Source organism: Bradyrhizobium zhengyangense (genome assembly GCF_022012555.1).
Lineage (GTDB): Bacteria > Pseudomonadota > Alphaproteobacteria > Rhizobiales > Xanthobacteraceae > Bradyrhizobium > Bradyrhizobium zhengyangense.
This window is the reverse complement of record NZ_JAKLTZ010000003.1, coordinates 483153-502276: the sequence shown is the minus strand read 5'-3', so window position 1 is coordinate 502276 and position 19124 is coordinate 483153. Positions and strand designations below refer to the sequence as shown.

20 protein-coding genes are annotated in these 19124 nt (G+C 63.0%); 7 read left to right on the top strand and 13 right to left on the bottom strand.

From position 1 onward, the window contains the following. Positions 1–54 precede the first annotated feature (54 nt). The 5 genes from L6639_RS13015 to L6639_RS12995 form a co-directional block, all read right to left on the bottom strand. Entirely contained in the window at positions 55–1617 is a 1563-nt protein-coding gene (locus tag L6639_RS13015; protein WP_237861952.1) for a copper resistance CopC/CopD family protein, read from the bottom strand. Beyond that, entirely contained in the window at positions 1617–2135 is a 519-nt protein-coding gene (locus tag L6639_RS13010) for a YcnI family copper-binding membrane protein (RefSeq protein WP_237861950.1), read from the bottom strand. Before L6639_RS13010 ends, L6639_RS13015 begins: the two co-directional genes overlap by 1 nt. A gap of 31 nt (positions 2136–2166) precedes the next feature. Continuing rightward, positions 2167–2688, bottom strand: coding sequence for a copper chaperone PCu(A)C (locus L6639_RS13005; RefSeq protein WP_237861947.1), 522 nt, complete (start codon positions 2686–2688; stop codon positions 2167–2169). A gap of 43 nt (positions 2689–2731) precedes the next feature. After that, a complete protein-coding gene (locus tag L6639_RS13000; RefSeq protein ID WP_237861946.1) occupies positions 2732–5203 on the bottom strand; it encodes a TonB-dependent receptor in 2472 nt (823 codons plus the stop codon). 86 nt (positions 5204–5289) lie between these two features. After that, a complete protein-coding gene (locus L6639_RS12995; RefSeq protein ID WP_237861944.1) occupies positions 5290–5664 on the bottom strand; it encodes a DUF2946 family protein in 375 nt (124 codons plus the stop codon). Positions 5665–6143: 479 nt separating this feature from the next. On the opposite strand from L6639_RS12995, the gene L6639_RS12990 reads away from it, so the two are divergent. The 6 genes from L6639_RS12990 (at position 6144) to L6639_RS12965 (ending at position 11297) form a co-directional block, all read left to right on the top strand. Then, positions 6144–6548 (top strand): globin, encoded by a 405-nt coding sequence (locus L6639_RS12990; protein WP_237861942.1) that lies wholly within the window; start codon positions 6144–6146, stop codon positions 6546–6548. A gap of 138 nt (positions 6549–6686) precedes the next feature. After that, entirely contained in the window at positions 6687–7709 is a 1023-nt protein-coding gene (locus tag L6639_RS12985) for a sugar ABC transporter substrate-binding protein (protein WP_237861940.1), read from the top strand. A gap of 23 nt (positions 7710–7732) precedes the next feature. Then, on the top strand, positions 7733–9235 hold the full coding sequence (locus L6639_RS12980) for a sugar ABC transporter ATP-binding protein (protein ID WP_237861938.1): 1503 nt from the start codon (positions 7733–7735) through the stop codon (positions 9233–9235). Between the two features lie 12 nt (positions 9236–9247). Then, complete coding sequence (locus L6639_RS12975) at positions 9248–10276, top strand: ABC transporter permease (protein ID WP_237861936.1); 1029 nt, start codon at positions 9248–9250, stop codon at positions 10274–10276. A 134-nt stretch (positions 10277–10410) separates the two neighbouring features. Beyond that, positions 10411–10956 carry a serine hydrolase domain-containing protein gene (locus L6639_RS12970; RefSeq protein WP_237861935.1) on the top strand — a complete coding sequence of 182 codons (546 nt, stop codon included), beginning with the start codon at positions 10411–10413 and terminating at the stop codon, positions 10954–10956. Further along, positions 10953–11297 (top strand): serine hydrolase, encoded by a 345-nt coding sequence (locus L6639_RS12965; RefSeq protein WP_237861933.1) that lies wholly within the window; start codon positions 10953–10955, stop codon positions 11295–11297. The genes L6639_RS12970 and L6639_RS12965 overlap by 4 nt, the downstream gene beginning before the upstream one ends. 42 nt (positions 11298–11339) lie before the next feature. Here the strand turns inward: L6639_RS12965 and L6639_RS12960 are convergent, their stop codons facing one another. The 3 genes from L6639_RS12960 to L6639_RS12950 all read right to left on the bottom strand — a co-directional run bounded on the left by L6639_RS12960 (position 11340) and on the right by L6639_RS12950 (position 13207). Next, positions 11340–11585, bottom strand: coding sequence for a hypothetical protein (locus L6639_RS12960; RefSeq protein WP_237861932.1), 246 nt, complete (start codon positions 11583–11585; stop codon positions 11340–11342). Then, positions 11582–12502, bottom strand: a complete 921-nt coding sequence (locus L6639_RS12955; protein ID WP_237861930.1) for a DUF6065 family protein — start codon at positions 12500–12502, stop codon at positions 11582–11584. Before L6639_RS12955 ends, L6639_RS12960 begins: the two co-directional genes overlap by 4 nt. A gap of 462 nt (positions 12503–12964) precedes the next feature. Continuing rightward, the gene (locus L6639_RS12950) at positions 12965–13207 is read right to left on the bottom strand and encodes a hypothetical protein (protein WP_237861927.1); all 243 of its coding nucleotides are present in this window, start codon (positions 13205–13207) and stop codon (positions 12965–12967) included. A gap of 85 nt (positions 13208–13292) precedes the next feature. Between L6639_RS12950 and chrA the strand changes: the two genes are divergently transcribed. Further along, positions 13293–14531, top strand: coding sequence for a chromate efflux transporter (gene chrA, locus L6639_RS12945; RefSeq protein WP_237861925.1), 1239 nt, complete (start codon positions 13293–13295; stop codon positions 14529–14531). Positions 14532–14632: 101 nt separating this feature from the next. On the opposite strand, the gene L6639_RS12940 is transcribed toward chrA, so the two are convergent. From L6639_RS12940 to L6639_RS12920, 5 genes are all read right to left on the bottom strand, one after another. After that, positions 14633–15076, bottom strand: coding sequence for a CBS domain-containing protein (locus L6639_RS12940; RefSeq protein WP_237861923.1), 444 nt, complete (start codon positions 15074–15076; stop codon positions 14633–14635). 251 nt (positions 15077–15327) lie between these two features. After that, positions 15328–16359, bottom strand: a complete 1032-nt coding sequence (locus L6639_RS12935) for an ABC transporter ATP-binding protein (protein ID WP_237861921.1) — start codon at positions 16357–16359, stop codon at positions 15328–15330. Further along, positions 16352–17332 carry an ABC transporter ATP-binding protein gene (locus L6639_RS12930; RefSeq protein ID WP_237861919.1) on the bottom strand — a complete coding sequence of 327 codons (981 nt, stop codon included), beginning with the start codon at positions 17330–17332 and terminating at the stop codon, positions 16352–16354. The genes L6639_RS12935 and L6639_RS12930 overlap by 8 nt, the downstream gene beginning before the upstream one ends. Continuing rightward, complete coding sequence (locus L6639_RS12925; RefSeq protein ID WP_237861917.1) at positions 17329–18150, bottom strand: ABC transporter permease; 822 nt, start codon at positions 18148–18150, stop codon at positions 17329–17331. The genes L6639_RS12930 and L6639_RS12925 overlap by 4 nt, the downstream gene beginning before the upstream one ends. Beyond that, on the bottom strand, positions 18147–19070 hold the full coding sequence (locus L6639_RS12920; RefSeq protein ID WP_237862565.1) for an ABC transporter permease: 924 nt from the start codon (positions 19068–19070) through the stop codon (positions 18147–18149). The genes L6639_RS12925 and L6639_RS12920 overlap by 4 nt, the downstream gene beginning before the upstream one ends. Between the last annotated feature and the right edge of the window lie 54 nt (positions 19071–19124).

The following is a 19124-nucleotide window of genomic DNA, read 5'->3' as shown; positions in this document are numbered from 1 at the left end:
GGAATTCCTGTCATTTTTCCGTTGCCTTAAGGTTCGAGTTGAACCGTGTCGAAGCTAGGGCGGCGCGACCTCGAGGTCGTCCTCAAGGGTGATCTTCTCGAAATCGGTCACCAGCGCGTCGATCCGCGCATGCCAGCGGCCGGCGAAGGGCAATTCGACCTTGCGCACGTGCCAATAGCCGTCGGGCCCGAGCTCGGCGTTACGCTCCATCGGCTCGATCCCGCGCTCCGGCAGGCTCAGCGTCAGCGTCGCCTCCTTGGCCTTCAGCGGCGTCGCCTCGCCGGTCATGAGTTGGAGCACGAAATCGTCCATGCCGGCTTTGCCCGGGGAAACCAGCACCTGGAACATCGCCTTGTCGCTGTGGATGTGGATCGCGAGCGGCGTCTCCGGCACGATGGTCCGCGGCGGCGGCGTGAAGCGCCAGCCAGCGACGATGGCGAAGATACCGAACGCAGCCCCGCACTCCAGCAGGATCGAACGTTTGAGCGCGGATGCGGCCCCGCGGTCTTTCGCCAGCGCTGGCGTCCATCGATAGCGATTGAGCGCAGCTAGCACCAACAAGGACAGGACCAGCGCCAGCTTGACCGACAGAATGAGGCCGTAAGTGGTTTCTATCAGTGCCGACGGCTTTTCGAGTTGGATGATCGCAAGCGTAAGCCCGGTCAGAGCCAGCGCCACGACCACCGGCATGGCGATGCGCGAGAAGCGGTTCAGGAGCGGTAGCGCGGCCGGCGTCGGCTTCGAGACCAGCGCAGCCAGCGGGGCCAATGCGCCGATCCAGAAAGCGACAGCGAGGCCATGGACGAAGACCGCCGGTCGCGTCAGCACCTCGGGCGACGCCGTTGCCGCGTGGCCGGTCATCGCGAGCGACAGGCCGACGCCGGCCAACGCGATGGCGGCAAACACGCGCGCGTACCAAGCCCGGCTCAGCGCCATCAGCGCTAGCAGCATCGCCGCCATGGCGACGAGCAAGGCGGGGCCGGCACTGGTCGCGAATGCGATGCTCCAAGGCGCCGTCGTCACAACAGCTGCCAACGGCAGGCCGAGGAGATCGAGGCCCAGCACGCCAAGAGATACGACCGCGCTCGGGATGCCGATGAGCAGCGTCGCGCGCGGCATGCCCATGCCCGTCATCGACCACGCGATCCAGCGGCCAAAGAACACGCCGCCGACGCCGACGAACAGTCCGAGATAGAGACCGATCCGCGACAGCCAGATCAACACGTCCAACCGGCCGTCGGCATTGGGCAGAGGCTGTGTGGCCGTCGGCGCGCCGACGGAAAAGATCACCGATCCCGCCACAGGGTGGCCGTCCTGCGAGATCACACGGTAGCTCACGACCGCCGTGCCCTGCGGCAGGTCCGGCGGCATCGCAACGGAAATGCCCGCGCCCGATGTCGTGACGCGTGCGTCATCGCGCGCCCTGCCCGCGCCGTCGATCAACTGGATCGCGCCTGGCGTCACCGCCTCGTTGAAGCGAAATTCCACCGCCTTTGGCGCGCTCGCAAGGACACTGCCGCTCGCCGGCTCGACCGAAATCAGCGCCGCATGCGCTGACGCGCCGGTCGAGGTGCCGACGAGGATGAGCAGCGTGACGAGCGCGGCGAGAAGACGCATTACGGCTTGGGCAGCAGTTTCACGCCAGGCGCCGGCGACTTGTCTTCACGCGAATGCGCTGCGCCCTCCGCCGGGATTTCGATCCAGCGGCTGACACCCTTCTCGCATTCCTGCACCACCGGGAAATAGAGCGTGGTGTTCGGCTTCAGGCTGTCGGTGAGGAAGCTGCTGACGACGAACTCGTCGTAATTGTGATCCGGCAGCTTGCCGCCGGACCAGACAACTTCCTTTACGCCCGAGGTCAGCTTATTGCCGTGATAGTCGTATGCGCTGGCATACTGCCCCTCGACGACATCGACGTTCCAGCCGGCCTTCGGCATCGGCTTCACGGCGATCACGCCTTCGGGAATCTGCACGCGGATCTTGACCGTCGGCGAACCGGAACAGCCGTGCGGCACGGCGAAGACGGCCTTGTAGGACCCGCCGACCGTGGCCTGCTTGCCTTCCAGATAGACGTGGGCCGCCGCAGGCGATGCGGCAAGCGTAGCCATCAGGATCAGCCAGGGTGTCTTTGACATGCTCTATCTCCCGGACGTTAGATCACGTCTGTTACATTTTCATTCCCGAATGATCGGGCATCTTCTTCATCATCATGCCACCACCGCCTGGCGCCTGCGCGCCGACGCCCTGGACGTCGAGCGAGACGGAGACCTTGCCGGCCTTCTCGAACTCGAGCGTAACCGGCACCTTATCGCCCTGCTTGAAGGGGCCCTTCAGGTCCTGGAGCATCAGATGGTTGCCGCCGGGCGCAAGCTTCACGGTCTTGCCGGGCTCGATGACGAGGCCCTTGTCCAGCGGGCGCATCTTCATCACGCCATTGTCCATCGCCATCTCGTGGACCTCGGCCTTGCCGGCGATCTCAGCGGACACGGCGATGAGCTTGTCGGGCGCCGTGCCTTTGTTTTCGATGGTCAGGAAACCTCCGGCGACCTTGGCGCCTCCAGGCGTAGCCCGGCTCCAGGCCTGCGAAATGACGAGGTCGCCAGCCTTGACGTCGTCGGCGCGGACGGGAGCCGCGATCACGACGGCTGAGAGAGCCGCGAACGCGAAGAGAGTTGAGAGCTTGTTCATGTCGATTGCCTTTCTTGTCGCCGTCGAGAGAGTACCCCATCCGTCAGAACGTATACTTGCCGGCGAGAACGAAAGTTCGTCCCGGGAACGGATGGAAGAGGAAATATTGCTCGTTCAACAGATTATCGATGCCGAAGTCGAACGCGAAATTCTTCGTCGCGTTGTAATGGATCTTCAAGTCCACAACGAAAAAGTTATCGAAGGCGCCGTAGACGTGCGACACGCTGTCGGTGTTGTCCAATGTTGAATACTGCTTGCCACTATAGCGCGCCGCGACCGTGTAGGCCCAGCTCTCGTTCGGCCGATAGGTGACGCCGAACTTGGCGCGCCAGTCGGGCACGAAAGGCACGCGCTTGCCGACCACGCCGGTCGGGCCCTTCCAGTTCGGATCGGAGATGATCCTGGAATCGACATAAGTGACGCTGCCAAAAACTTGCAGGCCGCTCACGAGCACGTTGTCCTTGTCAGCCGACAGTTCAACGCCGTTCATGCGAACAGCGCCGACGTTGCTGACGGCCGTCTGAACCGACTGCGCCCCACTTGCGTCCGTCACGGTGGTCGATTGCGAGATCAGCGCGTTGTTGGTCCGCTCGCCGAACACGGAAAGCCGTACACGCCCGTCGACCCAGCGCCGTTCGAGATTGAGCTCGCCGGTGAAATCCTGCTCCGGTGATAGCAGCGGATTGGCGAGATAGGTGACGCCGCCGACGCTGATATTCTGATAGAGCTCGGTCACCGTCGGATAGCGGTAGGCCTCGCCGAAATTGGCGGTCACGTTCCAGTCCTTGGTGGGATCGAACGAAAGCGACGCCTTCGGTGAGAAATTGGTTGAGGACAGCCCCGGTTGCCATGTCGGCACCGCCGATGTGATGACGCCAGCGCCCGTCGTCGTGGTGTTGAGATTGAAGCCTTCCACCGCCTGCCAGCTCTCCAGCCGTCCTCCGAGTGTCAGCTTGACGAGCGGATTGATCTTCCAGGCGTCCTGTAGCCAGAGCGCTTCGGTGCGCGTCTCGCCGACACCGGTCGAATAGACCTGGCCATTCCCTGTCGAGGACGCATTGAACCAGACGGTCGAGGCATAGACGGGGTTCTCCAGCCGATAGCGGTCGCCATGAGCGCCAAAGCTGATCTCGTGCGGACCATCGCCGCCGAACGGGCGCCAGATGCCCTTGGCGTCGGCGTTCTGCCAGTTTGTCCCATCCATCCGCGTTACCTTGCCATTGAGCGAATAGCCGAGGCCAGGCGACGGCACGACGGTAAAGGGATTGACCTGGGTGTCCTGGAGGTAGTTGTAGCTTGAGGCAGCGAGGTCGAAGTCGAAAACGCCCTTGGTGTCGCTCTTGAGCGCGACGGCGTTGCTCATGTGGAGCTGGTCCCAGGTATACTTGCTGCTGGCGAAGCTGCTGACGCCGCCAAACGTCGGCAAACCTGTCGCTGCTGATCTGAGATAGGTCTGCGGATCGGAGGTCTGGTGGTTATTCCAGATGCCGAGCGAGTATGTCGCCTGCACCAGCGGCGTTATGTCGTAGGCGAGTCGCAGATTGCCGGATGTCTGCTGCGAATGCGCCAACGTGCCCGTGCCCACGACGTTGGCGACGCCTCCGGTCTTGTTGAGGGCTGCAAAGCCGCCAGTCGTACCGGCGGGGAATGTGGCGTTCGTCGTGTAGGTCAGCGGCTGCTGGTAGCTGTCGAGATAGTTCGCGCTGCCGAGCCAGGACAGCTTGCCGTCGCGATTGCCCGCAGCGGTGCTCGTCTGGCTGGTCACATAGGTGTCCTTGGTGCCGTATTGATTCCACGGCATCACCGAGACGGTTTCCTTCGCCACCGCAAACGGTTTGTCCGGCATCTTCGACGTGATCAGCAGGACACCGCCGATGGAATTGCCGGGATAGGCAGCTGCGAACGGTCCATTGAGGAAATCGATCCGCCCGATCGCCTCAGGCGAGATGAGATTCCACTTCGGCGAGGCGCCGGAGTTGTTGTTGCCGATCAGGGCCGAGATCAGCAGGTCATCGTAATAGATCAGCGTTCGCGCACTCGAGTTCAGGCCCCAGCTTCGGGTCGCAAGGACGGCCTGGTTGTCACCGTCGTTGCGCTTTCGCACGAACAGGCTCGGCATGTATTTGACGGCGTCTTCGGGGTCCTTGAGATTGATGGTCTCGTCGGCCTCCTTGGCCGTAATGCTGAAGGAGCGTTGCGGCAGCTGATAGCGCGCCACCGCCGTCGGCTGATCGAGTGACGCCCGGGATCTGCCCGTGCCTTGCTCATTGGTTGTGGCGACCGAGGCCGGCCGCTCGACCGTCGGCTTGGCCGAATTTCTCCTGATACCAGCAGTTTGTACGGTGGGCTTGCGCGGCCTGGGTTTCGCCGTTGCGGGCGCGTCAACGGTCACCGCTGGCAGTTCTCTTGGCAGTTCTCGTGGACTGCTCTGGGCAAAGGTTCCACTCGGCGCGGCGAGCAGCGCTGCCTGAACGGCAACGACGCTCACGCCGCAGCGGGCATGACGAGGTAACATGGTTGCATTCCTGACGCCGGCTGTCGCTCCGGCCAATCGACAACATCAATCGCCAGCGGATGGACCGCTGCGATCATGAAGGCTGGTCAGGAAATGGAGGGAGGTCCCCGAGCTTGGGCGCTTGCGCCTTTGTGAGCGACGAGAACGGATGCATCCGCCTCATGCCACACTACGCGTTCGGCGTGACGGAGGGGACTGGAGAGCGCTGCATGCGGCGGCGAATCGAACGACGCGTTGGCCTGCGCCAGGCAACACAGCGCGCAGGCACCGGAATGGGCGATCGGCGAGCCACCCTGGTTATTCGGAGCGCCCTGCTCACTGACGCTGTGGCAGATGATGCCGGCACCAACCGGATCGGCAACGGCTTGGCCGGCCGCCCAGCAGGCGGCAATCGGCGCCAGCACCTGCATCACCAAAGCGAGCAGGACAACCGGTAGGAATTTTTGCAGCCGTGCGCGCATCCGCCGAACCATTCGTTCGTCTGCTAACTAAACACCACGCTTGGCTCGAGTCGAGATCACATCGCCAGCCTCGTTGGGGCGGCGCAAATTTCTCGACGGATGTCCTCGGAGGGCTCCGCCCGGGCGGTATCCGGCATTTGAGGCAGCGGCACCGCCCCGCCATATCTACAAAATTCATATATTTGTCATATACTTACGCCCCTTACAGCCCGATCGTTTCGTCAACTGCTCGAATTTTGAACAATCGTTGCCGAAAATGATGACAAGTGAGAAAAGTTGATCTAGCATCCCTCTTGCTCAGGCTGGCCGTGAGGTCGAAGTCTGGTGGTCCAAGTCTCGGGAGGAGCCCCTGGCGCGCAAAACGCAGCGTCGCCCCGTCAATCAAGAGCAAATCTTAGAATCGGGGATAATAGGGTCGACACAATTTTTGAGCGGGGCTAGGGCCCCGCTCTTTTTTTATCTGCGCGGCTGATGTGCCGATGAGTACCTCCCCCAATCCGATCGAACAGAGCTTCGAGCTCGCAGCCTTGCGCTGCGCCGATTTCACGCCCCTCGTCTACCAGCGGCTGTTCGAAGAGCATCCAGAAACGCGGACGATGTTCCGCACACAGGGGAGCGAGCTCGTGATGGGATCGATGCTCGCGTTGACGATCGAGGCGATTCTCGACTTCGCAGGCGAGCGCAGTGGACATTTCAGGCTGATCGCCTGCGAAGCCGCCTCGCATGACGCCTATGGCACGCCGCGCGAGCTGTTCATCGCCTTCTTCGGCGTCATCCGGGATACGTTGCGCGAGTTGCTCGGCAGCGCATGGTCACCGAACATTGCTCAAGCGTGGGACACCTTCCTCGTCGAGATCGAGGACTTCGTAGGCAGCGCAGTGTAACGCTTTGCGCTGCACCAACGCTGCCGTGACAATCTCACCATTGATTGCGCATTGAGTGGCATCACTTCTTGTGAGACACTTTCCAGATCGGTAGCGCAACCAATGACGCGCCGACGACAAGATATATGGGAGCGAGCGATGTCCGGGACGAAAGATTTCTCGACGACGAGGCGCGATCTTCTTCAGGCGGCTGCGACCGCCGGCGCCGCGACTGCCATCCTCGGCAGCATGGGCATAAACCCAGCATTGGCAGCCGAAATGGGACGAAGCGAGAAGCCGCTGAAGGCGGCGTTCTCCAATGCAGGCCTTCAGGCCACCTGGTGCGCGCAGGGAAAGCAGGCCGCGGAATTCTGGGGCAAGCTGTTCAATGTCGAAGTCACCTGGTTCGACGGCCAGCTCGATGCGGTGAAGCAGCGCGCTGCGATCGACAACATGGCCTCGCAGAAATGGGATTTCGTCGCGATCCAGGCTTTCGGCATCGGCACCCTCACCCAGCCTGTGCAGAAGATGATCGACGCCGGCACGCCCGTCATCGACATGGACACGCTGATTGCTCCTCTTGATCAAATCAACGTCCATTCCTTCCTCGCCCCCGACAACGAGTTCATGGGCGCCTCGGTGACGCAGGCGCTCTGCAACGCCATGGGCGGCAAGGGCAAGATCATCATGACGCAAGGAGCGCTCGGCCATACCGGCGCGCAAGGCCGCGCCAAGGGCTTTAACTCGGTGGTGAAGCAATTCCCTGGGATCGAGGTGCTCGACACCCAGCCGGCGGATTGGGACGTTTCCAAGACCGCGCGGCTCTGGGAGACCTACCTGACCAAGTACCCGCAGATCGACGCGGCGTTCTTCCACAACGACGACATGGCGCTTGCTGCCGCCAACATCATGAAGGCGCACAACCGCACCAACATCCTGATCGGTGGCGTCGATGCCATGCCGCCGGCCATCCAGGCGGTAAGCGAGGGCCGGATGTACGCGACCGTCCGCAATCCGTCTTGCCGCATCCATGGCGGCGCGATCGTTGCGGGCGTCGCGGCGGTGGCGGGCGGCGAGAAGAGCGGCCAGGGCATTCCCAAAAACGTCGTGACCGACGGCCCTGTCGTGACCAAGGCCAATGCCGCCGGCATGCAGTGGATGCAGGATCACTTCCTGATCTGAAATCCTCCAAGATCTGATCTTGCATGCCTGAGGGTCGACAGCCCATCCTGGAACTCCAGGGCATCACGAAGAGCTTCGGCGGCGTCGAGGCACTTCGTGGTGTCGACTTCGCGCTTCTCCCCGGCGAGATCCACGGTCTCGTCGGCGAGAACGGCGCGGGAAAAAGCACGCTGATGAAGATCATCGCCGGCGTGCACACCGAATTCTCCGGCCGCTTCCTGATCGACGGCCATGAGACCCATTTCCGCTCGGCGCGCGATGCGCACGCCGCCGGCATCGCCATGGTGCATCAGGAGCTCTCTGTCGCCCCTGACCTGACGGTCGCGGAGAACGTCTTCCTCGGCAACCAGCCGACCAACGCCCTTGGCCTCGTGCAATGGCGACGCATGGCGCGCGAGGCGGGCGAGCAGCTCGCGCGCTTCGGCATCAATGTCGATCCGATGTCGAGACTGGGCGACCTGCCGATCGGGCTGCAGCAGCTGATCGAGATCGCCCGCGTGCTGTTCTCGGGCGCGCGCATCGTCATCCTGGACGAGCCGACCTCCGCCCTCTCGCCGCCCGAGGTCGAGCGGCTGTTTACGACGCTGCGGCGCTTGCGCGAGGAAGGCACGGCCATCGTCTTCATCTCGCATTTCATCGAGGACATTCTTCGCGTCTCCGACACGGTGACTGTCTTCCGCAACGGGCGGAAGGTCGCGGAGACCGCAAGCGCTGCGACCACCAAGGGCGCGCTGATCGAGGCCATGATCGGCCGCGGCGGCGAGGCGCTCGAGCACAGCTACACCGATGATCTGATGCTGCCGAAACCGAGCGACAGCTCGGTCGTGCTGAAGGTCGACCAGCTGTCGCTGGCGCGCAGCCTCAAGGACGTCTCCTTCGAGGCCCGCGCCGGAGAGGTGCTCGGCATCTACGGCTTCATGGGCTGCGGCCAGCAGGAGCTGTCGCGCATCCTGTTCGGCAAGCTGAAGCCCGACACCGGCACGCTGATCGTCGAAGGCGCGTCCAAGACTTTCGCCAGCACGGCGGCGGCGCGGCGCGCGGGCATCGCGCTGGTGCCGGAGAGCCGGCGCGCGATGCTGTTCCACCAGGAGCCGGTCTACAAGAACATCTCGATCAGCATCCTCGACCGCATCTCGTCGCTGCTGCTCAAGCCGGCGCAGGAGCGCGATATCGCCCAGCGTCAGGTCGAGCAGCTGCAGATCAGGCCGCCGGTGGTCGGCCTCGATCTCGGCATGCTGTCGGGCGGCAACCAGCAGAAAGTTGCGCTGGCAAAATGGCTGACCTATCCGCCCAAGCTGCTCGTGCTGTGCGAGCCGACCCGTGGCATGGATGTCGGCGCCAAGAACGACGTCATCAACATCGTCCGCGACCTCCGCGCCAGGGGACTCGCGATCATCGTGCTGTCGACCGAGCCGGAAACGGTGCTGTCGCTGGCCGACCGCATCCTTGTGCTCAAGCGCGGCGCGTTGGTGCGGGAATTCAAGAACGAGCCGGTCAGCAAGGACCGCCTGCTGGAAGCGGCGTGACGGAGAAGCACAATGGCGAGCAGTGAGACGGCACCGGCAGCAAGCCAACGCGCACGCGGCGTTGCGACCTTCCTGCGCTCGCAGATGCGCAACATCGCGCCGTTCCTGACGCTGATCTTCCTGTCCGCCTTCTTCGCCGTCGCCAGCCCCTCCTTCGCGACCATCGACAATCTCGGCAATATCCTGACGCAGGTGTCGGTCACAGGCATCATCGCCGTCGGCCTCACCTTCGTGATCCTCTGCGCCGAGATCGACCTCTCGATTGCCGGCATCGCCAACGTCACCGGCATCGCGGTCGCCTACTTCACGCTGCAGGAGTCCTACGTCAACATCGCCAACATCCCGCTGCCCGGCGCGATCGCGATCATCCTGTCGCTCCTGCTCTGCGCGGCTCTCGGCCTCGTCAACGCGCTGGGGCTGACGGTCATCGGCATCCCCTCCTTCATCATGACGCTGGCCATGATGCAGATCGCGGCCGGCATCTCGGCCCTCCTGGTGCGTGGCCAGATCGCCTACAAGGTCCCGAGTCTGATCACGACCCTCGGCTCGGGCTCGATCGGCGGCATACCCTGGATCGTCATCGTCGCCGCCATCATGCTGCTCGCCGGCCACCTCGTGCTGACCTACACGCGCTTCGGCCGCTACGTCTACATGGTCGGGGGAAATCGCGAGGCGGCCGAATATTCCGGCCTCAACGTCAAGCTCATCTTGGGCAGCGTGATGATCATCTCCGCGGTGTGCTCCGGCATCGGCGGCATGCTCGGCGTCGCCCATTTCGGCAGCGCGCAGCAGAACGAGTTCGACACCTATCTGCTCGACTCCATCGCCGCCGTCGTGGTCGGCGGCACCAGCCTGTTCGGCGGGCGCGGCGGCATCGGCAACACCATCGTCGGCCTGTTCGTGCTCGGCGTGCTCAACAATGGCCTCGACCACGTCAACATCGACAGCTTCCTGAAGATCCTGATCCGCGGCCTGATCCTGCTGGCCGCCCTGATCATCAACGTCTATGCGCAGCGCTTGCGCGAAAAAACGGCGGAGTAGACCGCCCGCAAGACAAAGCCGCGAAAACAACCCCATGCACAGTACAAATCATTGGAGAATTCGGCGCGGAGCACATTGCGATATTTCCGAACTCCAGTTTGACGCGTCGGGCAAAACAGGAGTAGGATGTCATCATGGCGGCGAGCACCCGGCCCGGGGTGCGTGCCCGGGTTGGTGAAGCGACCCGCGGTTCCTCTCCTCCCTCTCCGATCCTCCACCACCCTCAGAGCGAGGCCATTGTCATGCGGTATCTTGTGCTGCTCGCGACCTTGCCGTTCTGGTCGGGGTGGGCAAGCGACGAGCCCGGATCTGAATGGCAGTCTCTGGATTCCAAGCAGGCGGCGCGGGTGTCGCCAGTTCAAGGCGCTATCGAGAGCTACGCGCGAAAATACAAGCCGACTGCAATCATGGTCGTGCAGGACGGACTCGTGGTCGCAACCTCGGGCGACATCTCCCGCAAGGTCAATGTTCGCTCCGTTCGAAAGAGCTTCTTGAGTGCTCTCTACGGCATCGCCATAGAGCGCGGCCAGATTAAGCTCGAAAGCACGCTCGAACAATTGAGAATCGACGACACCGCCCCATCATCGCGCGTCCCATCGGGATGCAGGATTTCACGGCCCATGACGGGACTTTCGTTGGAGACGGTTCGTCGCGATATCGCGCCTATGTGTTCAGCATGAGCGCGCGGGATCTTGCACGCTTTGGATTGCTGTTCCTCAACAAGGGGCGATGGAATGACGCTTCCGTCGTTCCGTCGCAATGGACGGCGGAGTCGACGAAGGCCTATTCAGAGACCGATCGAAAACACCGCGGCTATGGCTATCCATGGTGGACTCTCGATGCCGGCGCGTGGGGACGCGGCGCAATCTTTGCGTCCGGCTACGGAGGACAGTTGATCGTGATCGTTCCGGAGAAGCGTCTCGTCGCCGTTCAGGTCGTTGAATTGAATGAACGCCAGCAAGGAATTCACTCCACGACGTTTCTCGACCTCGTTCGGCAAATTATGGCTCCCGCCAATTGACGCAGGCGGAATGGCTCTGCGAGACATCCCGCCACGTGATGTTCAGGCAGGCTGAAGCAACTCACGCCGCCATTTGAACAGGTTGCGCGTTGCAATTGCCGTCAGGAATACGGCTGCCGGAAGAAAGCCGAGATTTCCGGAGATCGCGATCCAGATGAACCAGAGTGCCTGAGTGAGAAGCGGCACATACCACGACCACCAGCTCCTGTTGCCGATGACCCAATATCCGTACATGGTCATCAAAGACATGCCCCACGGCATGTAAGTGACGAAATCCTGCCTTGTCATAACCGCTGCTCCCCGGCGCGGCGTTTGCGCGCCGCCACTGCATAAGCCCCTTGCCGCCGCCCGATCGGGTTCATGCCGGGCTCAACAATCGTGCGCTTGAATGCCTGCCAGTCCTCGGCCGTCAATCCATCGAAACCCGTATGCACCGTGAAATTGTTCAGCTTCTCATCGGCATATTCGGCGCGGTGAATTGGGATCAACTGAAGGAACGGTTGATCGGCGCGAAAGTCGACAGGAATGCCGGTGTCGATCAGCCTGATATTGGTAAACAGCGGACCGAACCAGCGGTCGGTCTCAACGATGCCCTCCATGATGTGATAGGCATCATCCGGCACGACGTTGACGGGAGCGCGCACCATCAGGCTATAGCCCGGCGCCGTCTTGATCAGGTACCCCGGCCATATCTGCATGATCCCATAAAACTGGGTCATGCCGCACATCCAGGGTGAAGAGAATTTCGCAGACTCTGGCGCGCGGCTCTGAAACATCGGCTCGAAGTCCGGATACTGGATAGCGTCCAGTTTATTCCAGGTCTTGCCGTCGTCGAGGCTGATCAGGGTTTTGCGACCCGACCACAGAAGCTTGAACGAGATCGGCAGGAAAACATACCATCCGAGGCCCGATGCAGCTCGCACCGGTTCGCAACGATGATGCCCGGCGGGAAGCTGGTCGCCCGCCGTCTTGGACGCGCGAACCGGCGAACGATGATTGTAGACGAGCTCATGAAATGTGATGAGAGACACTGGCAGACCTCCCGACCCATCAGGTATTCGCTTCGCCGCACATGAGCAGACGCACCGCTTCGCCCACCGCGACGAAAGACGGGCGAGGGATACGGCCACTCCACTTGCTTTCGAATATACCAGCAGCTTTACGGGAAATGGGGCAAGCGATGCCGGCCCCATCTCGTCGAACAAAAGGCTACTTCACCGCCGTGAACACGGGCGCCATACCACCGATATTCACATTGTCCCGATCACGAATGTTCTTCGGTAAAGTCTTTTCGACCTTCACACCCAACTTCATGCGGACCTCCTATCGGAGCGAGATGCTCCTGGATTTAGGAATGTTTCACGCCTGAATTCAGCAGCATCTCCGGGAAGCATGCATGCTCAGATACTATATACGATTCGCAGGCAATCTTGTGTTACACTCACGGTGTCGGACGACATCGATGTCGTGAGCTTCATCCACCTGCACCAGCCGCGGCTCGTCGATCGTGCGATTGCGCGTTCCGGATCAACTCGACATCGATGTTTTGCACGAGATGCGGCACTTCGAGACTTACCGAAGAGCGGCCACCTCGGGGTGATCGGGAAAGGACGACGCTTGCTGGACCCACCTGATGGCGAGCGCAGGTTGAATATCCATACCCAGCGTCAGCGCGGTGTGAATTGGTTCAGGTCGTGAATGCCCATCTGCTGCTCCAGCTGAGCGACGCGCGCGGCCATCTTCTCGAAGCCGTCTTCGCCGAACAATTCATGCTCTTTCTTCTCGAAGTCCTCGGCCATCGCGTCGTACTCGTTTGAGACGTCTTCGCGCAGATGGTTCCTTATATCGTGCGAGGCCTTCTGCATCTTCTGCGCATGGTGTCGGGGATCGCGATCTGCCGCACTTGCCATGGCCGCTCTCCTCGCTGCTAATGTGGCGCCTCCGACCCGAAACCTCGTTCCAATTACGAGGATCCGGTAAGGCGCATGAGGTTCAATGCCCACGAGCAAGCTCAATCCATCGACCGGCATCTCAGCCGGTCAAGCATCCCCGGCAGGCTCGCCGCTGGAAGTCCTGCGCATCTTCCTCAAGCTGGGTCTGACCTGCTTCGGCGGCCCGATCGCTCACATCGGCTACTTTCGTGATGAGTTCGTCGTGCGGCGAAAGTGGATCGACGAGCACGCCTACGCCGATCTGGTCGCGCTGTGCCAGTTCCTGCCTGGCCCGGCCAGCAGCCAGGTCGGCTTCTCGATCGGCTTGACGCACGCCGGCTATCCCGGCGCACTCGCCGCCTGGACCGGCTTCACCCTGCCGTCGGCCGCTATCCTCGTCCTGTTCGCCTATGGTGCCGGCGCGCTGGGCGGACCGGTCGGCGCCGGCCTGCTGCACGGACTGAAGCTCACCGCGGTCGCCATCGTGGCGCAGGCCGTCTGGGGCATGGCGCGCAACCTCTGCCCGGATCGCGAGCGTGCGTCGATCGCCGTCGTGGCGGCACTGATCATCCTGTTCAGTACCGCTTCGATCGCCCAGATCGGCGCGATCGTCCTTGGCGGGCTCGCCGGTCTGTGGCTGTGCCGTAGCGATGCGCAAGCCTCGTCCGGGCATGTGGAGATGCCGGTGTCACGTACCGCAGGGTTTGTCACCCTCGGGATATTCTTCGTTCTTCTGGCAGGTCTCCCTGCGCTCCAGGCCCTGACCGGCTCGACGGGCATCGCCCTGTTCGACGCCTTCTATCGCTCCGGCGCGCTCGTGTTCGGCGGCGGCCATGTCGTGTTGCCGCTCCTCCGGGAAGCTTTCGTCACGCCGGGCTGGTTGACCGACGATGCCTTCCTCGCCGGCTACGGCGCAGCCCAGGCGGTGCCGGGCCCGCTCTTCACTTTTGCGGCGTATCTCGGCGCGGTGGTCTCTCCGGAACCGCATGGCGTGGCCGGGGCGGTGCTCGGCCTTGTCGGCATCTTCCTGCCGGGGATCCTCGTCCTGCTCGGTGCCTTGCCGTTCTGGGATTCGTTCCGGAAGCGCGCAGGCGCCCAGGCCATGATGCGCGGCGTCAACGCCGCGGTGGTCGGCGTGCTCGGTGCGGCGCTCTACAATCCGGTCTGGACCACCACCGTGCATTCGCCACGGGATTTCGGCATCGCCCTTGTCGGCTTCGTCCTGCTGGTCGCCTGGCGCGCCCCTCCCCTGGTCGTGGTCGCCTTCAGCGCCGCTGCAGGAACTGCGATGGCGCTGATTTGAGGTCTGGTCCGCAGAGCGGCGTTATCGGACTTCAATGACGTTCTCTCAGGGCGCCCCAGCAATCGGTTGTCATGGACTATGGGCACCGCTCGGTTCGTCTATTAGCCCCCGGGGCCGTCCTTCATAATGTAGCCCATCAGGTCGTCTACGTTGTGCTCCAAATCCCGGATGATGTTCTTGACGACGTCTCCGACCGAGATCACGCCCACGACCTTGCCCGCGTCGAGCACCGGCAGATGGCGAAAACCGCGCTGAGCCATCATTGCCATGCAGCCCTCCAGTGGATCATCCGGCTTGACCGTGACGGGGTTGCCCGTCATCACCTGGCTCACCGGCGTCTGCTTCGCGTCGAGCCCGGGCAGCAGCACTTTGATGGCGCAGTCACCCTGGGTCACGATACCGACAAGGACGTCGTCGTCCATGACCAGCACCGAGCGCACTTTGTTGTCGCGCATCTGGCGCAGGGCTTCGACGACCATGTCGCTGGAACGAACATGGATCAGGGCGCCACGCTTCTGAGCCAGAGCGCTTTTTACTGTGCTCATCGATCTCCCCTCGTGGGCCCTGCCCGCCTTTGATGATCCAGACTGAAGGATAGTCGAAATATCTGGCCTCGTCAGCACCGCGCCGATATCGCCGGCGAAGCTTGCGACCGCAAAAGCGCCAGGGCGCTACGCCAAACGCGTTCAGAACGTGACGCTCAGACTGCCCGACACCTGGTTGCTGCGCGCATGGTCACGCGCCTCGCCGGGCCAGCGGACGAAGCCGGTCAGCCGGTTCGTCAGCGTGTCCAGGACTATCCGCCCTCAGTGGACGCGAGTGCCATGCGTCCGGCAATCTCCTCAGCTCGCCAGCACCTTACCGCATGCCCATCGGGCCGCGTCTCCAGCGCCGGCCCCGGCTCATGGCGGCACACGTCTTCCGCGTACCGACACCGCGGACTGAAGGCGCATCCGTTGGGCGGATTGAGCGGATTGGGCAAATCGCCGCCGGTCGTCGCCAATGGCGCATGGTGCAGGGGATCGGGGATCGCTGATATCAGTGCCCGCGTATAGGGATGCGCCGGCCGCTCGAAAATTTCACGCCAGTCGCCGTTTTCGACAATGCGGCCGAGATACATCACGGCGACGCGGTCGCTCATGTGCTCGACGACGCCGAGATCGTGGCTGATCATGATGTAGGACAGACCGAGCGTGTCCTTCAATTCCAGCAGCAGATTGATGATCTGGGCGCGGATCGACACGTCGAGAGCCGATACCGGCTCGTCGCAGATGACGATCTTGGGGTTGAGGATCAGCGCGCGCGCAATGCCGATGCGCTGGCGCTGGCCGCCGGAGAATTCATGCGGGTAGCGGTCGGCCTGTTCGGGCCGCAGGCCGACATGCCGCAGCATGGTCGCGACGCGGTCCTCGATCTCGCTTCTTGCGGTCACGCCATGCACGCGCAGGGGATCTTCCAGCGTCCGGCGCACGGTCTGGCGCGGATTGAGCGAGGCGTAAGGATCCTGGAAGACCATCTGCACAATGCGGGCGAGCGCCTTGCGATCGCCTGATGGCCTTGATGTCACCACCTGCCCGTCCAGCACGATGCGGCCGCGTGTCGGCGCCAGCAGGCCCAGGATCGACAAGGCCACCGTCGACTTGCCCGATCCGGACTCGCCGACGAGGCCGAGGCATTCGCCGCGCTTGAGCTTGAGATCGACACCATCAACGGCGCGGAGCACTCGCCGGTTGCGGCCCAACAGGCCGCCGCCAACGGGAAAATGAACCGCGAGATCCTCGACGCTGAGAATGAGATCGTTGTCCACCTTCCCTGGCGGCTCATGCATGGTGGTGACACCTCACCAGGCCGCCAGCCTCCAGGAAATCCGCCGTCGGCACGACGCTCCTGCAAATGTCGGTCGCATGGGCGCAGCGCGGGTTGAAGCGGCAGCCGTCAGGGAAACTGGTGATAGCCGGGACGACGCCCGCGATCTCCTTGAGCCTGCTCCGGCCAAGCGCTGCGCGGCTGCCCAGCCGCGGCAGCGAGTCGACCAGGCCCTGGGTATAGGGATGCGAAGGCGCGCGGAAAATATCGGCAGAGCCGCGCTCCTCGACGATGCGGCCGGCATACATGACGGCGACGCGGCGGCAGACATTGGCAACAAGGCCGAGATCGTGGCTGATCATCAGGATCGCCGTGCCGCGCTCGGCGCAGAGATTGCGCATCAGCTCGATGATTTCGGCCTGCACGGTGACATCGAGCGCGGTGGTCGGCTCGTCCGCGATCAGCAGATCCGGGCCGCAGGCGAGCGCGATCGCGATCATCACGCGCTGGCGCATGCCGCCGGAAAGCTGGTGCGGGTAATCGTTCACGCGCCGCTCCGGTGCGGTCACGCGGACATCAGCCAGCGCCTCGACCGCGAGTTTGTTGGCCTCACGCCAGCTCTTGCCCTTGTGCAGCACGAACATCTCGGCGATCTGCCGCCCCACCGGCGAGACCGGGTTCAGCGCCGTCATCGGCTCCTGGAAGATCATGGCGATCCTGTTGCCGCGCAGGTCGCGCTGGGCGGCCGCAGACAGATGCTGGATCTCCCGACCGTCAAACCTGATGACGCCGGCCCCGATCGACAGCGGCGGCCGCAACAGGCCGATCAGAGCGAGCGCCGTGATGCTCTTGCCGCAGCCGGATTCGCCCACGAGACCAAAAGTCTCGCCGCGATCGATGCGGAACGAGACGCCCTCGGCCGCGGCAACGCGCCCGGATCCACTGTCGAGATCGATACGGAGGTCCTCGACTTCGATCAGCGGTTCGCCCGTCATGTCCGCCGGCTCCGCGAGTGGGGATCGAGAATGTCGCGCAGGCCGTCGCCGAGCAGATTGAGGCCGAGCACCGTCAGGAAGATGGCAAGGCCCGGAAATAACGAGAGCCACGGTGCCGTCGTAATCTGGTCGCGGGCATCCGACAGCATGCTGCCCCAGCTCGGAAACGGTGGACGGACGCCGAGGCCGAGGAACGACAAGGCCGCCTCCGAGAGCACCGCGCTGCCCATGCCGAGCGTGCCGATGACGACGATCGGTCCCAGCATGTTCGGCAGCAGCTGCGTGATCATGATGCGCAAATCGCCATAGCCGAGCACGGTGGCGGCCTGCACATAGCCCTGGCTCCGCAGCGAGAGTGCCGAGGCGCGCGCGATCCGGCAGGTGAAGGACCAGTTGGTGAGGCCAAGCGCGATCAGGAGGCTGGTCAGGCCCGGTCCCAGCACTGCCATGATGGCAAGCGCGAAGATCAGCGAGGGGATCGCGAGCATGACATTGGTCAGGGCGTTGACGACATCGTCCCACCAGCCGCCCCAATAGCCGGCGCTGAGGCCCAGCGCCACGCCGATGACGCTGTTGATGAGCTGCGAGACGATGCCGACCGTCAGCGAGACGCGCGCGCCATAGACGACGCGGGAATAGATGTCGCGGCCCTGGTCGTCGGTGCCGAACCACCAGGTCCAGCTCGGCGGCTCTTCCGCGTTCATGAGGTTGGCATCCATGACGGGATCGGTGTGCGCCAGCCATGGGGCCAGCACGCCGACCACGATCGCGAGCGCGAACAACGTGCCACCGATGATGAGATTGGCGCGGAGCTTCATGCGTATCTGATCCTCGGATCGATCACGCCGTAGAGCAAATCGACCAGCAGATTGATCGCGAGAAAGGCCAGCACCACCACAAGTATGGAGCCCTGCACGGCGGGAATGTCGCGCTGCAGGACACTGTCGACCAGCAGCGAGCCGATGCCCGGCCAGGAAAACAGTTTTTCGACGACGACCGCCTGCCCCATCAACCCGCCGAATTGCAGGCCGACGGTGGTGAGGATGATGACGAGCGCGTTGCGCATCACATGCCACTTCACCACCCTGGTCTCGCTCATGCCCTTGGAGCGCGCGGTGCGGACGAAATCGGCCGTCATGATCTCGAGGACCGCAGCGCGCGTCGTCCGCGCAAACAGCGCCATCGGCGAGACGCCGAGGGTCAAGGCCGGCAGCAGCAGATGTTTCAGGCCGCCATCGCCATAGCCGAAACTCGGCAGCCAGCCGAGCTTCAGCGCAAAGACGTACATGATCACCAATCCGAGCCAGAACTTGGCAATGGACAGTCCCGTCACCGCGACGATCATCGCCGCACTGTCGACAAGGCCGCCCGGCCGCAAAGCGGCGACGAAGCCAAGCGGCACGCCGAGCAAGACGGAAAACGCCATGGCCGTGAAGATCAGCTGCAGCGTCGGCCAGGCCCGCTTGGCGATCATGCTCGTGACAGGCTCGCGGGTCCGAAACGACGTCCCGAAATCACCGATCGCGAGCTTGCCGATGTAATTGCCAAACCGCACATAGATGGGATCGTTGAGGCCGAGCTGCTGTTTCAGGCGCAGCTCGACCTGGGGATCGACGTCGTCGCTGATGGTCGAGGCAATGCTGCCGGGAACGACGCTGAACAGCACGAAGACCAGCAGCACCACGGCGAGCACGGTCGGAATGGTTTGCAGCAGACGACGGATCAGGAAGGAGAGCATCGGCACTTTCTTCCGTCCCTCCACCGCTCATGGCGATGGAGGGAGCACGAGAAC